Annotated in this window: 15 protein-coding genes; all 15 read right to left on the reverse strand. The window is 56.8% G+C overall.

Annotated elements, in window-relative coordinates:
- Nucleotides 1-40: 40 nt before the first annotated feature.
- The 15 genes from ftsA to cra all read right to left on the reverse strand — a co-directional run bounded on the left by ftsA (nt 41) and on the right by cra (nt 17,335).
- Nucleotides 41-1,303: a cell division protein FtsA gene (gene ftsA / locus CWM52_RS02030; protein WP_004857881.1), complete on the reverse strand. Its 1,263-nt coding sequence runs from the start codon at nt 1,301-1,303 to the stop codon at nt 41-43.
- Nucleotides 1,300-2,133 carry a cell division protein FtsQ gene (ftsQ, locus tag CWM52_RS02035; RefSeq protein WP_004857878.1) on the reverse strand — a complete coding sequence of 278 codons (834 nt, stop codon included), beginning with the start codon at nt 2,131-2,133 and terminating at the stop codon, nt 1,300-1,302. Before ftsQ ends, ftsA begins: the two co-directional genes overlap by 4 nt.
- A 1-nt stretch (nt 2,134) precedes the next feature.
- Nucleotides 2,135-3,055: a D-alanine--D-alanine ligase gene (locus CWM52_RS02040; protein WP_100682560.1), complete on the reverse strand. Its 921-nt coding sequence runs from the start codon at nt 3,053-3,055 to the stop codon at nt 2,135-2,137.
- Nucleotides 3,048-4,523, reverse strand: a complete 1,476-nt coding sequence (gene murC / locus CWM52_RS02045; RefSeq protein ID WP_100682561.1) for a UDP-N-acetylmuramate--L-alanine ligase — start codon at nt 4,521-4,523, stop codon at nt 3,048-3,050. The genes CWM52_RS02040 and murC overlap by 8 nt, the downstream gene beginning before the upstream one ends.
- 47 nt (nt 4,524-4,570) lie before the next feature.
- The gene (gene murG / locus CWM52_RS02050; RefSeq protein ID WP_100682562.1) at nt 4,571-5,641 is read right to left on the reverse strand and encodes an undecaprenyldiphospho-muramoylpentapeptide beta-N-acetylglucosaminyltransferase; all 1,071 of its coding nucleotides are present in this window, start codon (nt 5,639-5,641) and stop codon (nt 4,571-4,573) included.
- On the reverse strand, nt 5,638-6,897 hold the full coding sequence (gene ftsW, locus CWM52_RS02055) for a cell division protein FtsW (protein WP_100682563.1): 1,260 nt from the start codon (nt 6,895-6,897) through the stop codon (nt 5,638-5,640). The genes murG and ftsW overlap by 4 nt, the downstream gene beginning before the upstream one ends.
- Nucleotides 6,897-8,213, reverse strand: coding sequence for a UDP-N-acetylmuramoyl-L-alanine--D-glutamate ligase (murD, locus tag CWM52_RS02060; RefSeq protein ID WP_100682564.1), 1,317 nt, complete (start codon nt 8,211-8,213; stop codon nt 6,897-6,899). Before murD ends, ftsW begins: the two co-directional genes overlap by 1 nt.
- A gap of 2 nt (nt 8,214-8,215) precedes the next feature.
- Nucleotides 8,216-9,298, reverse strand: a complete 1,083-nt coding sequence (gene mraY / locus CWM52_RS02065) for a phospho-N-acetylmuramoyl-pentapeptide-transferase (RefSeq protein WP_100682565.1) — start codon at nt 9,296-9,298, stop codon at nt 8,216-8,218.
- Entirely contained in the window at nt 9,292-10,650 is a 1,359-nt protein-coding gene (gene murF / locus CWM52_RS02070) for a UDP-N-acetylmuramoyl-tripeptide--D-alanyl-D-alanine ligase (protein WP_100682566.1), read from the reverse strand. The genes mraY and murF overlap by 7 nt, the downstream gene beginning before the upstream one ends.
- Nucleotides 10,647-12,134, reverse strand: coding sequence for a UDP-N-acetylmuramoyl-L-alanyl-D-glutamate--2,6-diaminopimelate ligase (gene murE / locus CWM52_RS02075; RefSeq protein ID WP_100682567.1), 1,488 nt, complete (start codon nt 12,132-12,134; stop codon nt 10,647-10,649). The genes murF and murE overlap by 4 nt, the downstream gene beginning before the upstream one ends.
- Complete coding sequence (locus CWM52_RS02080) at nt 12,121-13,887, reverse strand: peptidoglycan glycosyltransferase FtsI (RefSeq protein WP_100682568.1); 1,767 nt, start codon at nt 13,885-13,887, stop codon at nt 12,121-12,123. The genes murE and CWM52_RS02080 overlap by 14 nt, the downstream gene beginning before the upstream one ends.
- A 15-nt stretch (nt 13,888-13,902) precedes the next feature.
- Nucleotides 13,903-14,268, reverse strand: a complete 366-nt coding sequence (ftsL, locus tag CWM52_RS02085) for a cell division protein FtsL (RefSeq protein ID WP_004857854.1) — start codon at nt 14,266-14,268, stop codon at nt 13,903-13,905.
- Nucleotides 14,265-15,206 carry a 16S rRNA (cytosine(1402)-N(4))-methyltransferase RsmH gene (gene rsmH / locus CWM52_RS02090; protein ID WP_100682569.1) on the reverse strand — a complete coding sequence of 314 codons (942 nt, stop codon included), beginning with the start codon at nt 15,204-15,206 and terminating at the stop codon, nt 14,265-14,267. The genes ftsL and rsmH overlap by 4 nt, the downstream gene beginning before the upstream one ends.
- Nucleotides 15,207-15,210: 4 nt before the next feature.
- Entirely contained in the window at nt 15,211-15,669 is a 459-nt protein-coding gene (mraZ, locus tag CWM52_RS02095; RefSeq protein ID WP_004857850.1) for a division/cell wall cluster transcriptional repressor MraZ, read from the reverse strand.
- 661 nt (nt 15,670-16,330) lie between these two features.
- Nucleotides 16,331-17,335, reverse strand: a complete 1,005-nt coding sequence (cra, locus tag CWM52_RS02105) for a catabolite repressor/activator (protein WP_004857845.1) — start codon at nt 17,333-17,335, stop codon at nt 16,331-16,333.
- Between the last annotated feature and the right edge of the window lie 151 nt (nt 17,336-17,486).

Below are 17,486 nucleotides of genomic sequence, written 5' to 3' on the forward strand. Positions count from 1 at the left end.
GTCGCCTGAGAACGCTAATTTTCTGCGTCCACTTAAAAAATTAAAACTCTTTTCGCAGCCAGCTATTAAGTCGCTTAATCCACGAGCCAACTGATGCAGTTACGCGTTTTTCCACTTCTGCTTCACCACTGAGATGAGATTCCTTCCCGTAGTGCAGCAACCCAACCGCCGTCGAATAATACGGCTCCTGGGCATAATCCGTTAAACCGGTAATATTCAGCGGCGCGCCAATACGAACCTGCGTATGGAACACGCGCTGAGCACAGGCGGCAAGACCTTCAATTTGCGCGGCGCCGCCCGTTAAAACAATCCCTGCCGCCAGATGGTGCTTCACCCCTTGCTGGCGCAGCTGCTCTTGCAGTTGCAGGATCTCTTCATTCACCAGGTTGAGCAGCTCGGTATAACGCGGCTCAATCACCTCTGCCAGCGTCTGGCGCTGCAGACTACGCGGCGGACGCCCGCCGACGCTCGGTACTTCGACGTTCTCGTCTTTACCGACAATGGAACCCAGCGCGCAACCATGGCGAACTTTAATCGCTTCGGCATCGCTCGGCGGCGTTCCGAAAGCGTAGGCGATGTCGCTGGTGACCACGTTGCCCGCATAGGGGATCACTTTGGTATGACGCAGCGCACCGCCGGTATAGACGGCGATATCCATTGTACCACCGCCGATGTCCACAACGCAGACACCCAGCTCACGTTCATCTTCCGTCAACACGGAATAACTGGCCGCTAAACCGGCAAAAATGAGTTGGTCCACTTTCAGACCGCAACGTTCCACCGCTTTAACAATATTTTTCGCCATATCGTTATGGCAGGTAATCAGATGGACTTTTGCCTGCATACGTACGCCGGACAGGCCCACCGGGTTTTTGATCCCTTCCTGGTAGTCGATTGCATATTCCTGCGGGATAACGTGCAGGACACGATGCTCATCGCGCACGCGGACCGATTTCGCGGTATGCACCACGTTCTCAACGTCGTCCAGCGTGACTTCTTCTTCTGAAATCGGCACCATGCCAATTTCATTTTGACAGCTAATATGTTTACCTGAAAGCGCCAGATACACTGACGAAATCTGGCAATCCGCCATCAGTTCGGCCTGATCAATGGCGCGCTGAACGCATTTCACCACGGATTCCAGGTCGTTAACCCCGCCTTTATCCATACCACGCGATGGGCAGCTGCCCACGCCAATGATATTGACCACGCCGTCGGGCAGAACTTCCCCTACTAAAGCGGCAACCTTCGCGGTGCCAATCTCCAGTCCAACTACCAGTTTTCTGTCCGTCGCCTTGATCATTGTTGTTCTGCCTGTGCCTGATTCTGTTGTTGATTAGTTTCCTCTGCGGGAGCAGGTACCCAGCCTACCGCCGCGCCAGAGTCATAACGCAAATCAACGTAGCTAATCCGTTTGCCGTCGGTCTGCGCTTGCTGCTGTAGAACCGGGTAGAGTTCCATAAAGCGCTGAAGCCGTTTCATGGTATCGCCTCGGCCAAGGTTGAGCTTAATATCGTTATTCAGCGTCAACTGCCAGGAGCGACGTGCGGTCATCGCCGCCACTTTCAACGTGAACTTATCCTTTGCCAGCACCTGCCCCATGTCGCGATACCCCTGCAACACTTCGTTCTCACTGCCTTCCGGGCCATACAACATCGGTAAATTCTGCTTATTGGTGCGATCCGCCGGGACGCTGAAGGAATTCCCTTCTACATCGACCATATGTTGATCATTCCAACGCGCAATCGGCACATATTCAACCAGATGAATCTTCAATTCGTCCGGCCACTGCTTTCTGACGCTCGCCTGCTTAATCCACGGCAGACGCTCAATCTGACTCTGGATGATGTTGACATCCTGAGTCATAAAGGTCCCCGGCGAACCCAGCGCCAGAATCGCCTGGCGGATATCATCGTTGCGCGTGTAGTGACGCTCGCCGGTTACCACCATCCTGGACAGAGGTAAGCGCTGTGCATCCTCCATCCAGCCCAGAACCATCCACCCGCTGACCAACACGGTACATAGCACCGTCAGCAGGAAGACAATCCCGGCCAGACGAGTTCCATTACTGCGACGCGAAGAAGAGGCTTCCTCTTCTTCGTGGTTCCGCGTATTCAGCGCAGCCTGCGACATATCACCCCGCCAGGTCCAGAATTCGAACAACAAGCTGCGAGAAGCTCATCCCCGCCTGACGCGCCGCCATCGGCACCAGGCTGTGGCTGGTCATGCCAGGGGAAGTATTGGCTTCCAGCAAATAAAACTGGCCATCGCTGTCCAGCATCACGTCAATACGTCCCCAGCCTTTACAGCCGAGAACATTCCAGGCTTTAACTACCAGGGCCTGAATTTCTGACTCACGGGCGGGATCTTCACAACCAGGGCAGAAATATTGCGTCTCATCAGAGAGATACTTCGCCTCATAATCATAGAAGGTTCCAGCCACCTGGATACGAATTGACGGTAAAATTTCTTCACCGACGATAGCGACGGTGAATTCAGGCCCACTAAGCCATTTCTCAATCAGAACATCTTCATCATGCTGAAAAGCCAGCGTCAATGCATCATGTAATGCACAACTTTCGCTGACTTTCGACATCCCGACGCTCGAACCTTCGCAAGCCGGTTTAACAATCAATGGCAGACCCAGTGCGGCAATCTGCTGTTCAACCTCAGCAGACAGGCCAGCATTGAACTGTGCCCGCGTCAGCGCCACCCATGGCGCGACCGGTAAACCCGCGCCCTGCCACAACAATTTGCTGCGAACTTTGTCCATGGAAATCGCCGACGCCATCACGCCGCTGCCGGTGTAGGGCAACTGAATCAGCTCCAGCAGCCCCTGCAACGTTCCATCTTCCCCACCGCGACCATGCAACGCAATAAACGCTTTCTTAAAGCCCTGCGCTTTCAGCCGGGTAACATCTACGTCGCGCGGATCGACAGGGTGCGCATCCACACCAGCTTCACGCAGGCCTGCCAGTACCGCAGCCCCTGAATTGAGCGACACTTCGCGCTCAGCAGAGGTACCACCGAAAAGAACCGCGATTTTATCAGCCATGGCGCTCCCCCTCCGCTTTTTGCGGCACGAGCTTGATTTCAGCCAGGTGACGGGCGATTTTTCCGATGTTGCCCGCGCCCTGCACCAGAATCAGGTCATTGCCGGTCAGCACCGATGCCAGCATCTGAGCGGCCTGCGCCGGATCGGAAAGCAGAATCGGATCCACCTTGCCACGACCACGAATCGTACGGCACAGCGAACGGCTGTCGGCGCCAGGAATCGGCGCTTCACCGGCGGAATAGACGTCCAGCATCAGCAGCGCATCAACCTGAGTCAGTACGTTAGCGAAATCGTCATACAGATCGCGCGTACGCGTAAAACGGTGCGGCTGGAACAACATCACCAGATTTTTATCCGGCCAGCCGGCGCGTGCTGCTTTAATAGTGGCATCGACTTCTGTCGGATGATGGCCATAGTCATCGATCAGCATCGCGCTGCCGCTTTTGCCATTGACCTCAGCCAGCGGATATTCACCGAGAAAATCAAAGCGACGGCCGGTTCCCTGAAAACTTTCCAGCGCCCGCAGGATCGCGCTGTCCTCAATTCCCTCTTCCGTCGCGACCGCAACCGCCGCCGCCGCGTTCAGCGCATTATGACGACCGGGCGCATTCAGGGTCACCTGCAGCACCTCTTTATCCTGACGAATCAGACGGAAGTGGCCCTGGGCGCCGACCTGACGATAATCCTCAACGCGCACGTCAGCATCTTCGCTAAAACCGTAGGTAGTTATCTGACGGCCCACGCGCGGCAGCAGTTCACGAATCACCGGGTCATCCACGCACATCACCGCACGTCCGTAGAACGGCAGGTTGTGCAGGAAGTTAATAAACGTCTGCTTCAGGTTTTCGAAGTCGCCATGATAGGTATCCATGTGATCGGCTTCAATATTGGTCACAATCGCGACCATCGGCTGCAGATGCAGGAACGACGCATCGCTCTCATCGGCTTCCGCAATCAGATAGCGGCTATGGCCGAGGCGGGCGTGAACGCCTGCCGCTTTAACCAGCCCACCGTTGACGAAAGTGGGATCAAGACCGGCTTCCGCATAAATACTGGAGACCATCGCCGTGGTCGTGGTTTTGCCGTGGGTGCCGGCAATCGCAATGCCATGACGAAAACGCATCAGCTCCGCCAGCATTTCCGCGCGGCGAATGACCGGAATACGCGCTTCATGCGCGGCAACAATCTCCGGGTTTTCCGCAGAGATTGCGCTGGAAACGACAACCACGCTCGCATCGCGAACGTTTTCCGGGCGATGATTGAAATAGATCGTGGCGCCAAGTTGCGACAGTTGTTGCGTAACCGGATTCGGCGCCAGGTCGGAACCGCTAATCTGGTAGCCTTCATTAGCCAGAACTTCGGCAATACCGCCCATACCGGCACCACCGATGCCAACAAAGTGAATATGCCGGACGCGACGCATCTCGGGCACTATGGAACGCAGTTTCGCCAGATCTTGTGTATTCATTCTTTACGCCATCAACTTCTTTATACGGGCGGTGGGATTCACCGCGATTAGCGCGCCAGTGCTACAGCGCTCACTTCTTCCGCTACCCGTTCGGTAGCATCCGGAATCGAGGCTCTACGCGCTCGTTCCGCCATATCCAGCAGCGTTTCCCGATCCCAGCCAGCCAGCGTCTGCACAACGGCATCGACGGTGAACTGAGGCTGTTCGAGAATTTTCGCCGCGCCCGCTTTCTCCAGCGGCAGGGCATTCCAGTACTGCTGACGATCCTTGTGCTGAAACGGCACAAATAACGCCGGTAAACCTGCTGCGGCAATTTCACTCACCGTCAGCGCACCGGAACGACACACAACAACATCGGCCCAGGCATACGCCGCCGCCATGTCATCAATAAACTCAGTCACTTTATGCTGTGGCTGCCCGGCATCCGCATAGGCCTGCTGCACCGTCTGCTGGCCGCCTTTCCCGCTTTGATGCCAGATAGTGACCGCCGAACCCAGTTTCCCCGCCACCTGTGGCATCGTCTGGTTCAGGACGCGGGCCCCCTGCGAGCCGCCCACTACCAGCACACGGATCGCCCCCTGGCGCCCGACCAGGCGCTGTTCCGGTAACGGCAGCGCCAGCACATCGGTACGCACCGGGTTGCCCACCACATCAGCATGCGGAAACGCACCTGGGAACGCCTGCAACACCCTCTTCGCGATCTTTGCCAGCCATTTGTTTGTCAGGCCAGCAATGCCGTTTTGCTCATGCAGCACCACCGGGATACCCAGCGACCAGGCCGCCAGGCCGCCAGGGCCGGAAACGTAACCGCCCATCCCCAGCACCACGTCCGGCTGGAAACGCTTCATGACCTCCCGCGCCTGACGCCAGGCGTTGAAGATACGTACCGGCGCGAACAGCAGCGCTTTCAGCCCTTTGCCGCGCAGGCCGGATATACGGATAAAATCAATCTCAATGCCGTGTTTCGGCACTAAATCCGCTTCCATACGATCGGCGGTGCCGAGCCAGCGAACCTGCCAGCCCTGGTCCATTAAATGGTGCGCGACCGCCAGCCCAGGGAACACATGTCCACCGGTACCGCCCGCCATCACCATTAACCGCTTTTCCTGACCGCTCATCGAACACCCCGTGTAAACGCCTGGGCTTTTTCCAGACGCGTTTCATAATCAATTCGCAACAGCAACATGATGGCTGTCGACATAATCAGCAAACTGGAACCGCCGTAACTGATAAGCGGCAGCGTCAGGCCTTTCGTCGGCAGCATGCCTGCCGCGGCCCCGACGTTAACCAGCGCCTGGAAGCTAAACCAGATTCCAATGGCGCAGGCCAGGAAGCCGGAAAAGCGATGATCAATCTCCAGCGCCTTACGCCCAATCGACATGGCGCGAAAAGCGACGAAGAATACCATTAATAGGGCCAGTACCACACCGATATAACCGAGTTCTTCGCCGATAATGGCGAAGATGAAATCGGTATGCGCTTCCGGTAAATACTCCAGCTTCTGTACCGAGTTGCCTAAGCCCTGCCCCCACATTTCGCCGCGGCCGAAAGCCATCAGCGACTGAGTCAGCTGGTAACCGCTGCCAAACGGGTCTTCCCACGGGTTCCAGAAAGAAGTGACGCGGCGAATACGATACGGTTCGGCAAGGATCAGCAGCACCACCGCCGAGATCCCCATGCCGATAATGGCGATGAACTGCCACAGCTTAGCGCCGCCGAGAAACAGCATCGCCAGAGTGGTAACGAACAGCACCACGACCGTACCGAGGTCCGGCTGCGCCAGCAGCAGAATCGCCAGCACGAAAATCACGCCCATCGGCTTTAAGAAGCCGCGCAGGTTATTGCGCACCTCATCGCCTTTACGCACCAGATAGTTGGCGATGTAGCAGAACAGCGACAGCTTGGTAAATTCCGCAGGCTGAATACGCAGCGGACCTAATGCAATCCAGCGCGATGCCCCGTTTACCGAGCTACCGACGACCAGAACGATCAGCAACATGACTATCGAAGCAATCAACATCGCCGTACTGTGCCGCTGCCAGAACTCCATCGGCAGGCGCAGCGTCACCAGAGCCAGACCCAGCGCCAGAAGAATGTATAACCCGTCGCGCTTAGCGAACAGAAAAGGATCGTTGGCCAGCCGCTGCCCTACCGGCATGGAAGCCGAGGTCACCATAATGAAACCCACGGCGGCCAGACCAAACGTCAGCCACAGCAGCATCCGGTCATACATGACCAGGCTATCGTTATCTTTCTGCCGCGAGCCCATCACCCAGCCTTTCAGCGCCGCAAACAGCCAGGCGAAGATAAACATCCCCGGCAGGCGCGGCAGTCTCCACTGAGGCATTTTCAGGCGCGGGAGGGATAAACGCATCAACCTAACTCCTTCGCCAGGCGGGCAAAGACATCGCCCCGTTGTTCGAAACTCTTAAACTGATCGAGGCTGGCGCAAGCTGGCGATAACAGCACCATATCGCCCGACTTCAGCAGCGGGGCAATCTGACGCATCGCCTCTTCCATCGTCCCGGTTTGCGTCGCCACTTCCGGGCGCAGTGCCGCCAGCTGATCGCCATCGCGACCAAAGCAGTACAGGCGAATATTGTCGCCCGCCAGATAACGCTTCAGCGGCGTGAAATCAGCGGATTTGCCATCGCCGCCCAGCAGCAGGTACAGAGTGCCGTCCAGATGCAGTCCGTTCAGCGCCGCCTCGGTACTGCCGACGTTGGTGGCTTTGGAATCGTTGATCCAGCGCACGCCGTTATGCTCCAGCACCAGCTGGAAGCGATGCGTCAGACCGGTAAAGGTGGTCAGCGCCTTGAGACTGCTGGCCCGCGGCAGTCCGGCAGCATCAGCCAGCGCCAATGCCGCCAGCGCATTGCTGTAGTTGTGTTGCCCGGTGATGTGCATCTCTTTGACGTTCAGGATCTTCTCACCTTTCACCCGCAGCCAGGTTTCTCCCTGCTGGCGGTTAAGATGATAGTCGCCGACATCAACGCCGAAGCTGATGCAGCGCTCATCGGCGCCGCGCACCGGCATCGTCAAGCCGTCGTCGGCATTCACGATGCAGTTCTTCGCGTTTTCATACACCCGCAGCTTGGCCGCACGATACTGTTGCAGACCCAGCGGGTAGCGGTCCATATGATCTTCGGTCACGTTGAGGATCGTCGCGGCAACCGCCCGCAGACTGGAGGTGGTTTCCAGCTGGAAGCTGGAGAGTTCCAGAACGTACAGTTCGCGGTCGGCATCGAGCAGCATCAGGGCCGGCAGGCCGATATTGCCGCCGACGCCAACATTCATGCCGGCCGCTTTCGCCATCTCGCCCACCAGCGTTGTCACGGTGCTTTTCCCGTTTGAGCCGGTAATCGCGATAATCGGCGCCTGCGCTTCGCGACAGAACAGCTCAATGTCACCGACGATTTCGACGCCCGCATCCGCCGCCGCGCTCAGCGCAGGATGCGCCAGCGCGATACCAGGGCTTGCCACTATCAGATCCGCTGCCAGCAGCCAGTCTTCATTCAGGCCCCCCACGTAGCGTTCTACCTCTTCCGGCAGCTTATCCAGCCCGGAAGGCGCGACGCGGGTATCCATCACCCGCGGCGTCACGCCGCGCGCCATGAAAAAGTCCACGCAAGACAGCCCGGTCATCCCCAGGCCAATAATGACGACTTTTTTACCCTGATAATCTGCCATGATTAACGTACCTTCAGCGTCGCCAGGCCAATCAGCACCAGCATCAGCGAAATAATCCAGAAGCGCACGATAACGCGCGGCTCCGGCCAGCCCTTCAGTTCATAGTGGTGGTGAATCGGCGCCATACGGAAGATGCGCTGACCGCGCAGCTTGAAGGAACCGACCTGCAAAATAACCGACAGAGTCTCCACCACGAATACGCCACCCATAATCACCAGCAGGAACTCCTGCCGCAGCAGCACGGCAATGATGCCCAGCGCGCCGCCGAGGGCCAGGGAACCGACATCGCCCATAAAGACCTGCGCCGGATAGGTGTTGAACCACAAAAAGCCAAGACCCGCGCCGACGATCGCCGTACAGACGATAACCAGTTCCCCGGCGTGGCGCAGATAAGGGATATGCAGATAGTTGGCAAAGTTCATGTTGCCCGTTGCCCATGCCACCAGCGCGAAGCCCGCCGCCACAAACACGGTCGGCATAATCGCCAGGCCATCAAGACCATCGGTCAGGTTGACCGCATTGCCGGTCCCGACAATCACGAAGTAAGCCAGCAGAATGTACAACAGCCCCAGTTGCGGCATGATGTCTTTAAAGAACGGCACAACCAGCTCGGTCGCTGGCGTATCTTTACCGGCCATATACAGCGCGAACGCCACGCCCAGCGCAATCACCGACATCCAGAAGTACTTCCAGCGGGCGATCAACCCTTTGGTGTCTTTACGCACCACCTTGCGGTAGTCATCGACGAAACCGATGATGCCGTAGCCGATCAGTACGGTCAGAACACACCATACGTACGGGTTGGACGGGTAAGCCCACAGCAGGACTGAGACCACAATAGCGGTCAGGATCATGATCCCGCCCATGGTCGGCGTACCGCGTTTGCTGAAGTGTGATTCCGGACCATCGTTACGTACGACCTGGCCGAAAGAGAGTTTTTGCAGACGGGCTATCATGCGCGGGCCCATCCACAAAGAGATGAACAGCGCGGTCAGCAGGCTGACGATGGCGCGAAACGTCAGATAAGAAAAGACGTTAAAGCCGGAATAATATTTGACCAGATGTTCGGCCAGCCATACTAACATGTTCCATTCTCCTGTAATGCGCGTACTACCTCTTCCATGGCGGCACTACGTGAACCCTTCACTAAAATGGTGATGATCTTATGTTCCGCCGTCAGCTCACGCAGCCGAGCCACCAGCGACGCTTTATCGCTGAGATGCTCGCCCACGCCGCTGGCGCGGCTAATCTCTGCGCTCAGCACGCCGGTGCTAAGTACGCGGTCAAGCCCTGCCGCTTTTGCCGCCTCGCCCACCTGGCGATGGCACGCTTCGCTTTCGGTACCCAGCTCGGCCATATCGCCGACGACCAGCACCCGGTAGCCCGGCATCTCGGACAGCACCTGCACCGCGGCGGTCATTGAACCGACGTTGGCATTGTAGGAATCATCAAGCAGCAGCTGATTTTCCGCGAGCGTGATAGGGAACAGACGTCCCGGTACCGCTTGCAACTGTGCCAGACCGGCCTTCACCGCATTTAAGTCGGCACCCACCGCCATCGCCAGCGAGGCAGCAGCCAGCGCATTGGCGATATTGTGGCGCCCCGGCAGCGGCAGCAGCACATCCACGCTCCCCTGCGGGGTTTGCAGCGTAAATTCTGTCCCGTGGCTGGTGATATGAATCTGGGTAGCCGTAAAATCGCTGTTGGCCGCATTCGGCGAGAAACGCCATACCTTGCGCGCGCCGATGACGCTTTGCCAGTTCAGCCAGTCGTTATTGTCAGCATTCAGGATGGCAATGCCGTTTTCCGGCAGACCGGTAAAGATTTCGCCTTTCGCTTTCGCCACGCCCGCCAGCGAACCAAAACCTTCAAGGTGAGCGGCGGCCAGATTGTTGACCAGGGCGGCTTCCGGGCGCGTCAGGCTGACGGTCCAGGCGATTTCGCCCTGATGATTGGCCCCTAACTCAATGACGGCATAGCGATGCTCTTTGGTCAGACGCAACAGCGTCATCGGTACGCCAATATCGTTATTCAGGTTACCGGCGGTATACAGCGTATTTCCGCACTGGCTCAGGATCGCCGCCGTCATCTCTTTCACCGACGTTTTTCCGGAAGATCCGGTCAGCGCCACCACGCGAGCCGGCACCTGCTGGCGAACCCACGCCGCCAGTTCGCCAAAGGCCAGGCGGGTATCTTTCACCACCACCTGCGGTAAATCACACGCCAGCTGACGGCTGACCAGCAGCGCGCCAGCGCCGGCTTGTTTCGCCTGCTGCGCAAAATCGTGCGCATCAAAACGTTCGCCCTTTAAAGCAACGAACAGGCAGCCTGCCGTGATCTTACGGGTGTCCGACGTGACCTCATCAATGGCCAGATCGCGACCGTGCAGTTCGCCGCGCGTCACGTCGGCGAGCTGGCTTAGCATCAAGCGAATCATGCTACCGCTCCCAGCAGACGGGCTACGGTCACGCGATCGGAGTAGTCAAGACGACGATTGCCAACAATCTGGTAATCCTCATGACCTTTGCCAGCGACCAGCACGACATCGCCTTCCGCGGCCTGCATCACGGCGTTGGTCACCGCTTCAGCCCGACCTTCTTTCACCTTCGCGTGTCCGGCGTCAAGCATGCCCGCGAGGATGTCGTTGATAATGGCGCGCGGCTCTTCGGTACGCGGGTTGTCATCGGTCACCACCACAATATCGGCGAACTCTTCAGCGATAGCGCCCATCAGCGGACGTTTGCCTTTATCGCGATCGCCGCCGCAGCCGAAGACGCACCACAGCTTGCCGTTACAGTGCAGGCGCGCCGCCTGCAGCGCTTTTTCCAGCGCATCCGGGGTATGGGCATAATCCACCACCACGGTCGGTTTGCCCGGCGCGCTGAACACTTCCATTCGGCCGCAGACCGGCTGCAGACGAGCCGCGGTTTTCAGCAACTCAGCCAGCGGATAGCCCAGCGCCAGCAGCGTGGCCAGCGCCAGCAGCAGGTTGCTGACGTTAAAAGCGCCCATCAGACGGCTTTCAACTTCGCCCTTGCCCCAGCTGGAATCAAACTGGATGGTGGCGCCGCTATCGTGGTAGTTCACCGCCGTTGCCTTCAACCAGCGGCCGTGACAGTTCGGGTTGATGCGATCTTCCATCGATACGGCAACCGCGTCCGGCAGCTTCTCCAGCCAGCGGCGACCCACTTCATCATCGGCGTTGACGATAGCCTGTCCGCAATGATGAGTGGAATAAAGCAGCCATTTTGCCGCTTCGTAATGTTCCATATCACCGTGATAATCCAGGTGATCGCGGCTCAGGTTAGTAAAGACCGAGGCGGCAAACTGCAGCGCCGCCACGCGGTGCTGAACCAGACCGTGGGAAGAGACTTCCATGGCCGCAAAGGTAGCGCCCTGCCCTGCGAGGCCTGAAAGCACGTGCTGAACATCGACCGCAGAACCGGTGGTGTTTTCCGTCGGAATAACTTTGTCCAGCAGACCGTTGCCGACCGTGCCCATCACCGCACTGGTTTCGCCGAGCAGGTTGGCCCACTGCGCCAGCAGCTGGGTGGTGGTGGTTTTACCGTTGGTGCCGGTGACGCCAATCAGGCGCAGTTGCTCTGAAGGCTGATGGTAAAAACGCCCGGCCAACGCGGATAAGCGCTCGTTGAGCTGGCTGAGATAGATGACCGGCACGCCGTGCATTTCACAGATTTCGCCGTCAGCAGCCTCATCTTTGGCCTCTGCAATAATGGCAGCAACACCTTGCGCTATCGCCTGCGGGATATAACGACGCCCGTCCGCCTGATGACCTAATACCGCGACAAAGAGATCGCCGGAAGCAGCCACCCGGCTGTCCAGCGTCATCTCTCGCAGAATTCGCTCCGGCGCATTTGGCACCCACGGAGCGAGAAGGTCGCGCAAATTACGATCTGCCACCTGTTCCCTCGCCTTGATTAATCACAAATTCACTTTTTTCGCCCGTTGCCAACGCATCCGGCTCGATGTTCATGGTGCGCAGTACGCCGCCCATGATGGCACCGAAGACCGGCGCGGAAACGGCGCCGCCGTAGTATTTACCCGCCTGCGGGTCGTTGATCACCACCACCAGCGCAAAACGCGGGTGGCTGGCGGGCGCAACGCCTGCGGTGTAAGCAATATATTTGTTGATGTAGCGGCCATCTGGCCCCACTTTCTTCGCCGTACCGGTTTTAATCGCGATGCGGTAGCCCTTAATGGCCGCCTTCACGCCGCCGCCGCCGGGCAGCGCCACGCTTTCCATCATATGCACGACGGTACGAACGAGAGGTTCCGGGAACACGCGCTCACCGGGAACCGGTGGATCAACTTTGGTAATCGACAGCGGGCGATAGATGCCATAGCTGCCGATCGTTGCATAGACTCGCGCTAACTGTAACGGCGTTACCATTAGCCCGTAGCCGAAAGAAAAGGTGGCCCTCTCTATGTCAGACCACCGTTGTTTTTGAGGATATAAGCCACTGCGTTCTCCGACCAACCCCAAATTGGTCGCTTTTCCGAGTCCAAAACGTGAGTAAGTATCTACTAACGCTGAGGACGGCATCGCTAACGCCAGTTTGGAAACACCGACGTTACTCGACTTCTGTAGCACCCCGGTCAGGGTCAATTCGCTATAGCGCGCCACGTCTTTGATCTCGTGGCCGTTAATTCGGTAAGGAATGGTATTCAGTACGGTATTTTCGTTCACAATGCCGCGCTGCAGCGCCGTCATCACCACCATCGGCTTGACCGTCGAACCCGGTTCAAACACGTCGGTGATGGCACGGTTACGCATGATATCTTTCGCCGTACCGGAGAAATTATTCGGGTTATAAGAGGGACTGTTCGCCATCGCCAGCACTTCGCCAGTGCTGACATCGACCAGAACCGCACTTCCCGACTCCGCTTTGTTAAACGCCACGGCATTATTCAGTTCGCGATAAACCAACGCCTGCAGACGTTCATCGATACTCAACGCCAGATTGTGCGCGGCCTGGCTGTCGGTGGAGGAGATATCTTCAATAACGCGGCCGTAGCGGTCTTTACGCACAATACGTTCGCCGGGTTGACCGGTCAGCCATTTATCAAAGCTCTTCTCGACGCCTTCAATACCCTGGCTATCGACGTTGGTGAAACCAATAAGGTGAGCGGTAACTTCACCTGACGGGTAGTAACGGCGCGACTCTTCGCGCATGTGAATCCCTGGCAGCTTCAGCTTCTTGATGTAATCCGCCATATCAGGATTAACCTGACGCGCCAGATAGATAAAACGCATTCTCGGGTTGGTGTTGATGCGCGATGCCAGCTGATCCAGCGGCATGTTTAACGCATCGGCCAACGCCTTCCAGCGCTTATCGAGGGTGACGCCGCCGGCATCGTGCAGCTCTTTCGGGTCTGCCCAGATAGCCTTCACCGGCACACTCACCGCCAGCGGGCGGCCGGAGCGGTCAGTAATCATTCCGCGGGCGGTGGAGACCTCCTGCACGCGTAAAGAACGCATATCACCCTGACGGACCAGCATGTCCGGGCTGATCACCTGTAGCCAGGCCACGCGGCCCAGCAGGAAACCCAGCGCGATTAAAATGCACCCGCACAGCAACGCAAAACGCCAGCTAATAAAGCTGGCCTGTTCTTCCTGACGTTTTGGTTTTAGCGTTTTCGGCGCTGCTTTCATGCGTCGCAATAATCCTTATTTTTGTACAACGATATTTTCTTGTGATGGATCGACGTGTTGCATCTGCAACTTCTCGGTCGCGATCCGCTCAACCCGACTATGATCGCCGAGCGCGTTCTCTTCGAGGATCAGGTTTCGCCATTCAATATCCAGCGCGTCACGTTCCAGAACCAGTTGCTCACGCTGCGCGGTTAACAGACGGGTATGGTGTGCCGTCGTCACCACGGTAATCGCCGTAATGATGATGCAAATGAACAGACAGAGTGGCAGTTTCCCAAACCGCAGAAGATCGTCCCCGATGACGCCAGGCAAGGCATGGCGCTCGTTGCTTCCTAACGATCCTTTAACTTTGCTTAAGGCTTCTGTCACTCTGCCGATCATGCGTTCGTCCTCTCTGCAATGCGCAGAACTGAACTACGGGCCCGTGGATTCTCTGCCACCTCTTCTTCGCCCGGCATCAACTTGCCTAGTGCCCGCAACTCGCGGCCGCCCAGTTTTTTGAGCTGCGCCTCGGTCATCGGTAACCCGGCCGGAACCTGCGGACCGCGGCTTTGCTCACGCATAAAGCGCTTCACAATACGGTCTTCCAGCGAGTGGAAACTGATAACAGAAAGCCGCCCGCCCGGGGCCAGCACGCTGAGCGAGCTTTTTAGCGCCTGCTCTATCTCCTCCAGTTCACTGTTCACCCAGATGCGCACCGCCTGGAAGGTACGGGTCGCGGGATGTTTGAATTTGTCCTTCACCGGCGTCGCCGCCGTCACCACCTCCGCCAGCTCTTTCGTGCGGGTCATCGGCTCGATACGGTTACGCTCGACGATGGCGCGCGCGATGCGCTTGCCAAAGCGCTCTTCGCCGAAGGTTTTAATCACCCAGGCGATATCCGCTTCGTCCGCCGTCTGCAGCCACTCGGCGGCAGACTGGCCGCGTGTGGGGTCCATACGCATATCCAGCGGGCCATCGCGCATAAACGAGAAGCCACGCTCTGCGTCGTCAAGCTGAGGTGAAGAGACGCCAAGATCGAGAAGAATACCGTCGATCTGGCCAGTTAGTCCGCGCTCACTGACATAATCAGCCAGCGCTGAGAAAGGTCCATGTACGATGGAAAAGCGAGGGTCATCAATGGTTTTCGCCACGGCGATAGCCTGCGGATCGCGATCGATAGCCAGCAGGCGTCCTTCCGCTCCCAGTTGGGAAAGGATCAGGCGCGAGTGACCGCCGCGACCAAAGGTCCCATCAATGTAGATACCATCCGGACGAATATTCAGGCCGTTAACCGCTTCATCCAGAAGTACCGTAGTATGTTTAAAATTTTCCATCATGTTGTTATAGAGACAAATCCTGCAGACGCTCCGACAACGCGTCGGTAGACGACTGTTCAGCGTCGATATCTTCCTTGACCCGTTGATACCAGGTCGTTTCATCCCACAGTTCAAACTTATTGAACTGTCCGACCAGCATCACTTCTTTTGTCAGCCCGGCATGCTGCCGTAACACCGGCGCGATCAGCAGACGCCCGGCATTATCCATCTGACATTCGCTGGCATGACCCAAAAGCAGACGCTGCACGCGCCGCTCAACGGGATTCATGCTCGATAAACGCGACAATTTTTGCTCGATGATTTCCCATTCAGGCAAGGGGTAAAGCAGCAGGCACGGGTGATGAATGTCAATGGTACAAACCAGTTGACCGGAAGCGTCCTCGATCAGCCCGTCGCGGTAACGCGTCGGTACGGCCAGACGGCCTTTGCTGTCGAGATTGACTAACGTTGCCCCACGGAACATGCCAGCCTCACCCCTTTTCGCCACTTTAACCCACAAATTCCCACCAGAAGGAGTTTACGGAGCGGAGGAAAAGCTTGTCAAGCCAGCACGAATACCAACGAAGCTCAAAAACCCATTATTTGCAGCCGATATCCGGCCTGATGAAATAATCATCAACAAACGAGGCAAATTAACGCTATGAATACGTGTAAGAAAACAACCAACAAATTCGTAACAGTTAAAAGCAACAAAATATCTTCGGCGGGAAAATATAAAGTGTCAGTTTGCGACGCGAGCGGCATTTTAGGCGATTATGGTGCCCGTTAACAGTGCCTGTTATCGTCAGAGAAGCACTCTTGCCGCGGGGTGCGGGGAGATGACCGTGTGATGGGCTGTAAAATGAGTGTTAATTCAGCGATTAACTTAACGAATGTAACAAAATAATACAAATAAAGACTGATTTCACTTTTTTTATCGCTAACGGGTGCCGAAAAGCGGCAACGCCAGAACAAAACAAAATAATGCGTAAAGAAGTTTAGGGATTTGTCTGAAAGCGATCCAAATTTACTTTTTTATGGTAATTAGTACGGATTATCGCCAGACAACTTTCGTCTGGCGAGTAACGCCATCCATTTCCCGGTTTTTAGCACACACCAATGCAGGCGATCGATAGCCTGGCGTCTCAGCGACGATTCAAACTTCCCCGGCGATACAAATTACGACGGATACGGCTTAAGCCCGGTTTTGGCTTACGCGGTTCGTCGAGGCTGGCGAGCACAATTTCCAGCACGCGTTCAGCCACATCGCGGTGACGCTGAGCCACGGCCAGTACCGGGCACTGCAGGAAATCGAGCAGTTCATTGTCGCCGAAGGTCGCAATAGCCAGCTCGGACGGCAGCTTCCCTTCCCGGCGCAGCGTCACGTCCATCACCCCCTGCAACAGCGGAAATGACGTTGTGAACAGCGCCTGCGGCATGGGATGTGTTTCCAGCCATTTCTCAAACAACTGCCCTGCCGCTTCGCGTTCAAAGCTGTTGGCGTACAGATACTGCACTTCCCGCGGATCGTCATTCCACGCGGTACGGAAGCCCTGTTCACGCAGGAAACTGACCGACAGCTCCGGTAACGCGCCAAGATACAGAACGTTTTCCCCCGGGAATTTGCGCAGTTCAGCGGCCAGCATTTCGGCATCATCCTGATCGGCGCCAACAACGCTGGTGAAGTGCTCGCGATCGAGCGCACGGTCAAGGGCGACAATCGGGAAAGGATCGTTGGCCCAGCGCTGATAGAACGGATGCTCTGGCGGAAGTGACGTCGAGACGATAATCGCATCCACCTGGCGCTGTAACAGATGCTCAATACAGCGCATTTCGTTATCAGGCTGATCTTCCGAACAGGCAATCAGCAGCTGATAGCCGCGCTGGCGCGCCTGACGCTCAAGATAGTTAGCAATACGGGTATAGCTGGTATTTTCCAGATCGGGAATCACCAGGCCAATAGAACGCGTGCGTCCTGCACGCAAGCCGGCAGCGACCGCATTCGGATGGTAGTTGTGCTCACGAACGACGGCCATCACCTTTTCGACCGTTTTGTCGCTGACGCGGTACTGTTTCGCTTTACCGTTAATCACATAGCTAGCGGTGGTACGCGAGACACCGGCCAGCCGGGCGATTTCATCCAGTTTCACAATTGCCCCTTGGGTAATGAGTACAGAACATAACCTTTCTTCAGCTATGGATTCATTTTCATAACATCTAAACGCAGAATAGTTAGCGCAGCAACCGGTTTTGTCTCCAGTTCCCACCGATTTCGCAAAAAAATAACCCGACAGATTGTGT

The organism is Raoultella sp. T31 (genome assembly GCF_002806725.1).
GTDB classification, from domain to species: Bacteria; Pseudomonadota; Gammaproteobacteria; order Enterobacterales; family Enterobacteriaceae; genus Klebsiella; species Klebsiella electrica.

What these genes read in the sequence shown, in the direction of transcription:
- ftsW (WP_100682563.1), bottom strand. Translation starts at nt 6,897, where the DNA reads ATGCGTTTATCCCTCCCGCGCCTGAAAATGCCTCAGTGGAGACTGCCG.
- mraZ (WP_004857850.1), bottom strand. Translation starts at nt 15,669, where the DNA reads ATGTTCCGTGGGGCAACGTTAGTCAATCTCGACAGCAAAGGCCGTCTG.
- murF (WP_100682566.1), bottom strand. Translation starts at nt 10,650, where the DNA reads ATGATTCGCTTGATGCTAAGCCAGCTCGCCGACGTGACGCGCGGCGAA.
- murC (WP_100682561.1), bottom strand. Translation starts at nt 4,523, where the DNA reads ATGAATACACAAGATCTGGCGAAACTGCGTTCCATAGTGCCCGAGATG.
- CWM52_RS02080 (WP_100682568.1), bottom strand. Translation starts at nt 13,887, where the DNA reads ATGAAAGCAGCGCCGAAAACGCTAAAACCAAAACGTCAGGAAGAACAG.
- rsmH (WP_100682569.1), bottom strand. Translation starts at nt 15,206, where the DNA reads ATGATGGAAAATTTTAAACATACTACGGTACTTCTGGATGAAGCGGTT.
- ftsA (WP_004857881.1), bottom strand. Translation starts at nt 1,303, where the DNA reads ATGATCAAGGCGACGGACAGAAAACTGGTAGTTGGACTGGAGATTGGC.
- ftsQ (WP_004857878.1), bottom strand. Translation starts at nt 2,133, where the DNA reads ATGTCGCAGGCTGCGCTGAATACGCGGAACCACGAAGAAGAGGAAGCC.
- mraY (WP_100682565.1), bottom strand. Translation starts at nt 9,298, where the DNA reads ATGTTAGTATGGCTGGCCGAACATCTGGTCAAATATTATTCCGGCTTT.
- CWM52_RS02040 (WP_100682560.1), bottom strand. Translation starts at nt 3,055, where the DNA reads ATGGCTGATAAAATCGCGGTTCTTTTCGGTGGTACCTCTGCTGAGCGC.
- ftsL (WP_004857854.1), bottom strand. Translation starts at nt 14,268, where the DNA reads ATGATCGGCAGAGTGACAGAAGCCTTAAGCAAAGTTAAAGGATCGTTA.
- murG (WP_100682562.1), bottom strand. Translation starts at nt 5,641, where the DNA reads ATGAGCGGTCAGGAAAAGCGGTTAATGGTGATGGCGGGCGGTACCGGT.
- murD (WP_100682564.1), bottom strand. Translation starts at nt 8,213, where the DNA reads ATGGCAGATTATCAGGGTAAAAAAGTCGTCATTATTGGCCTGGGGATG.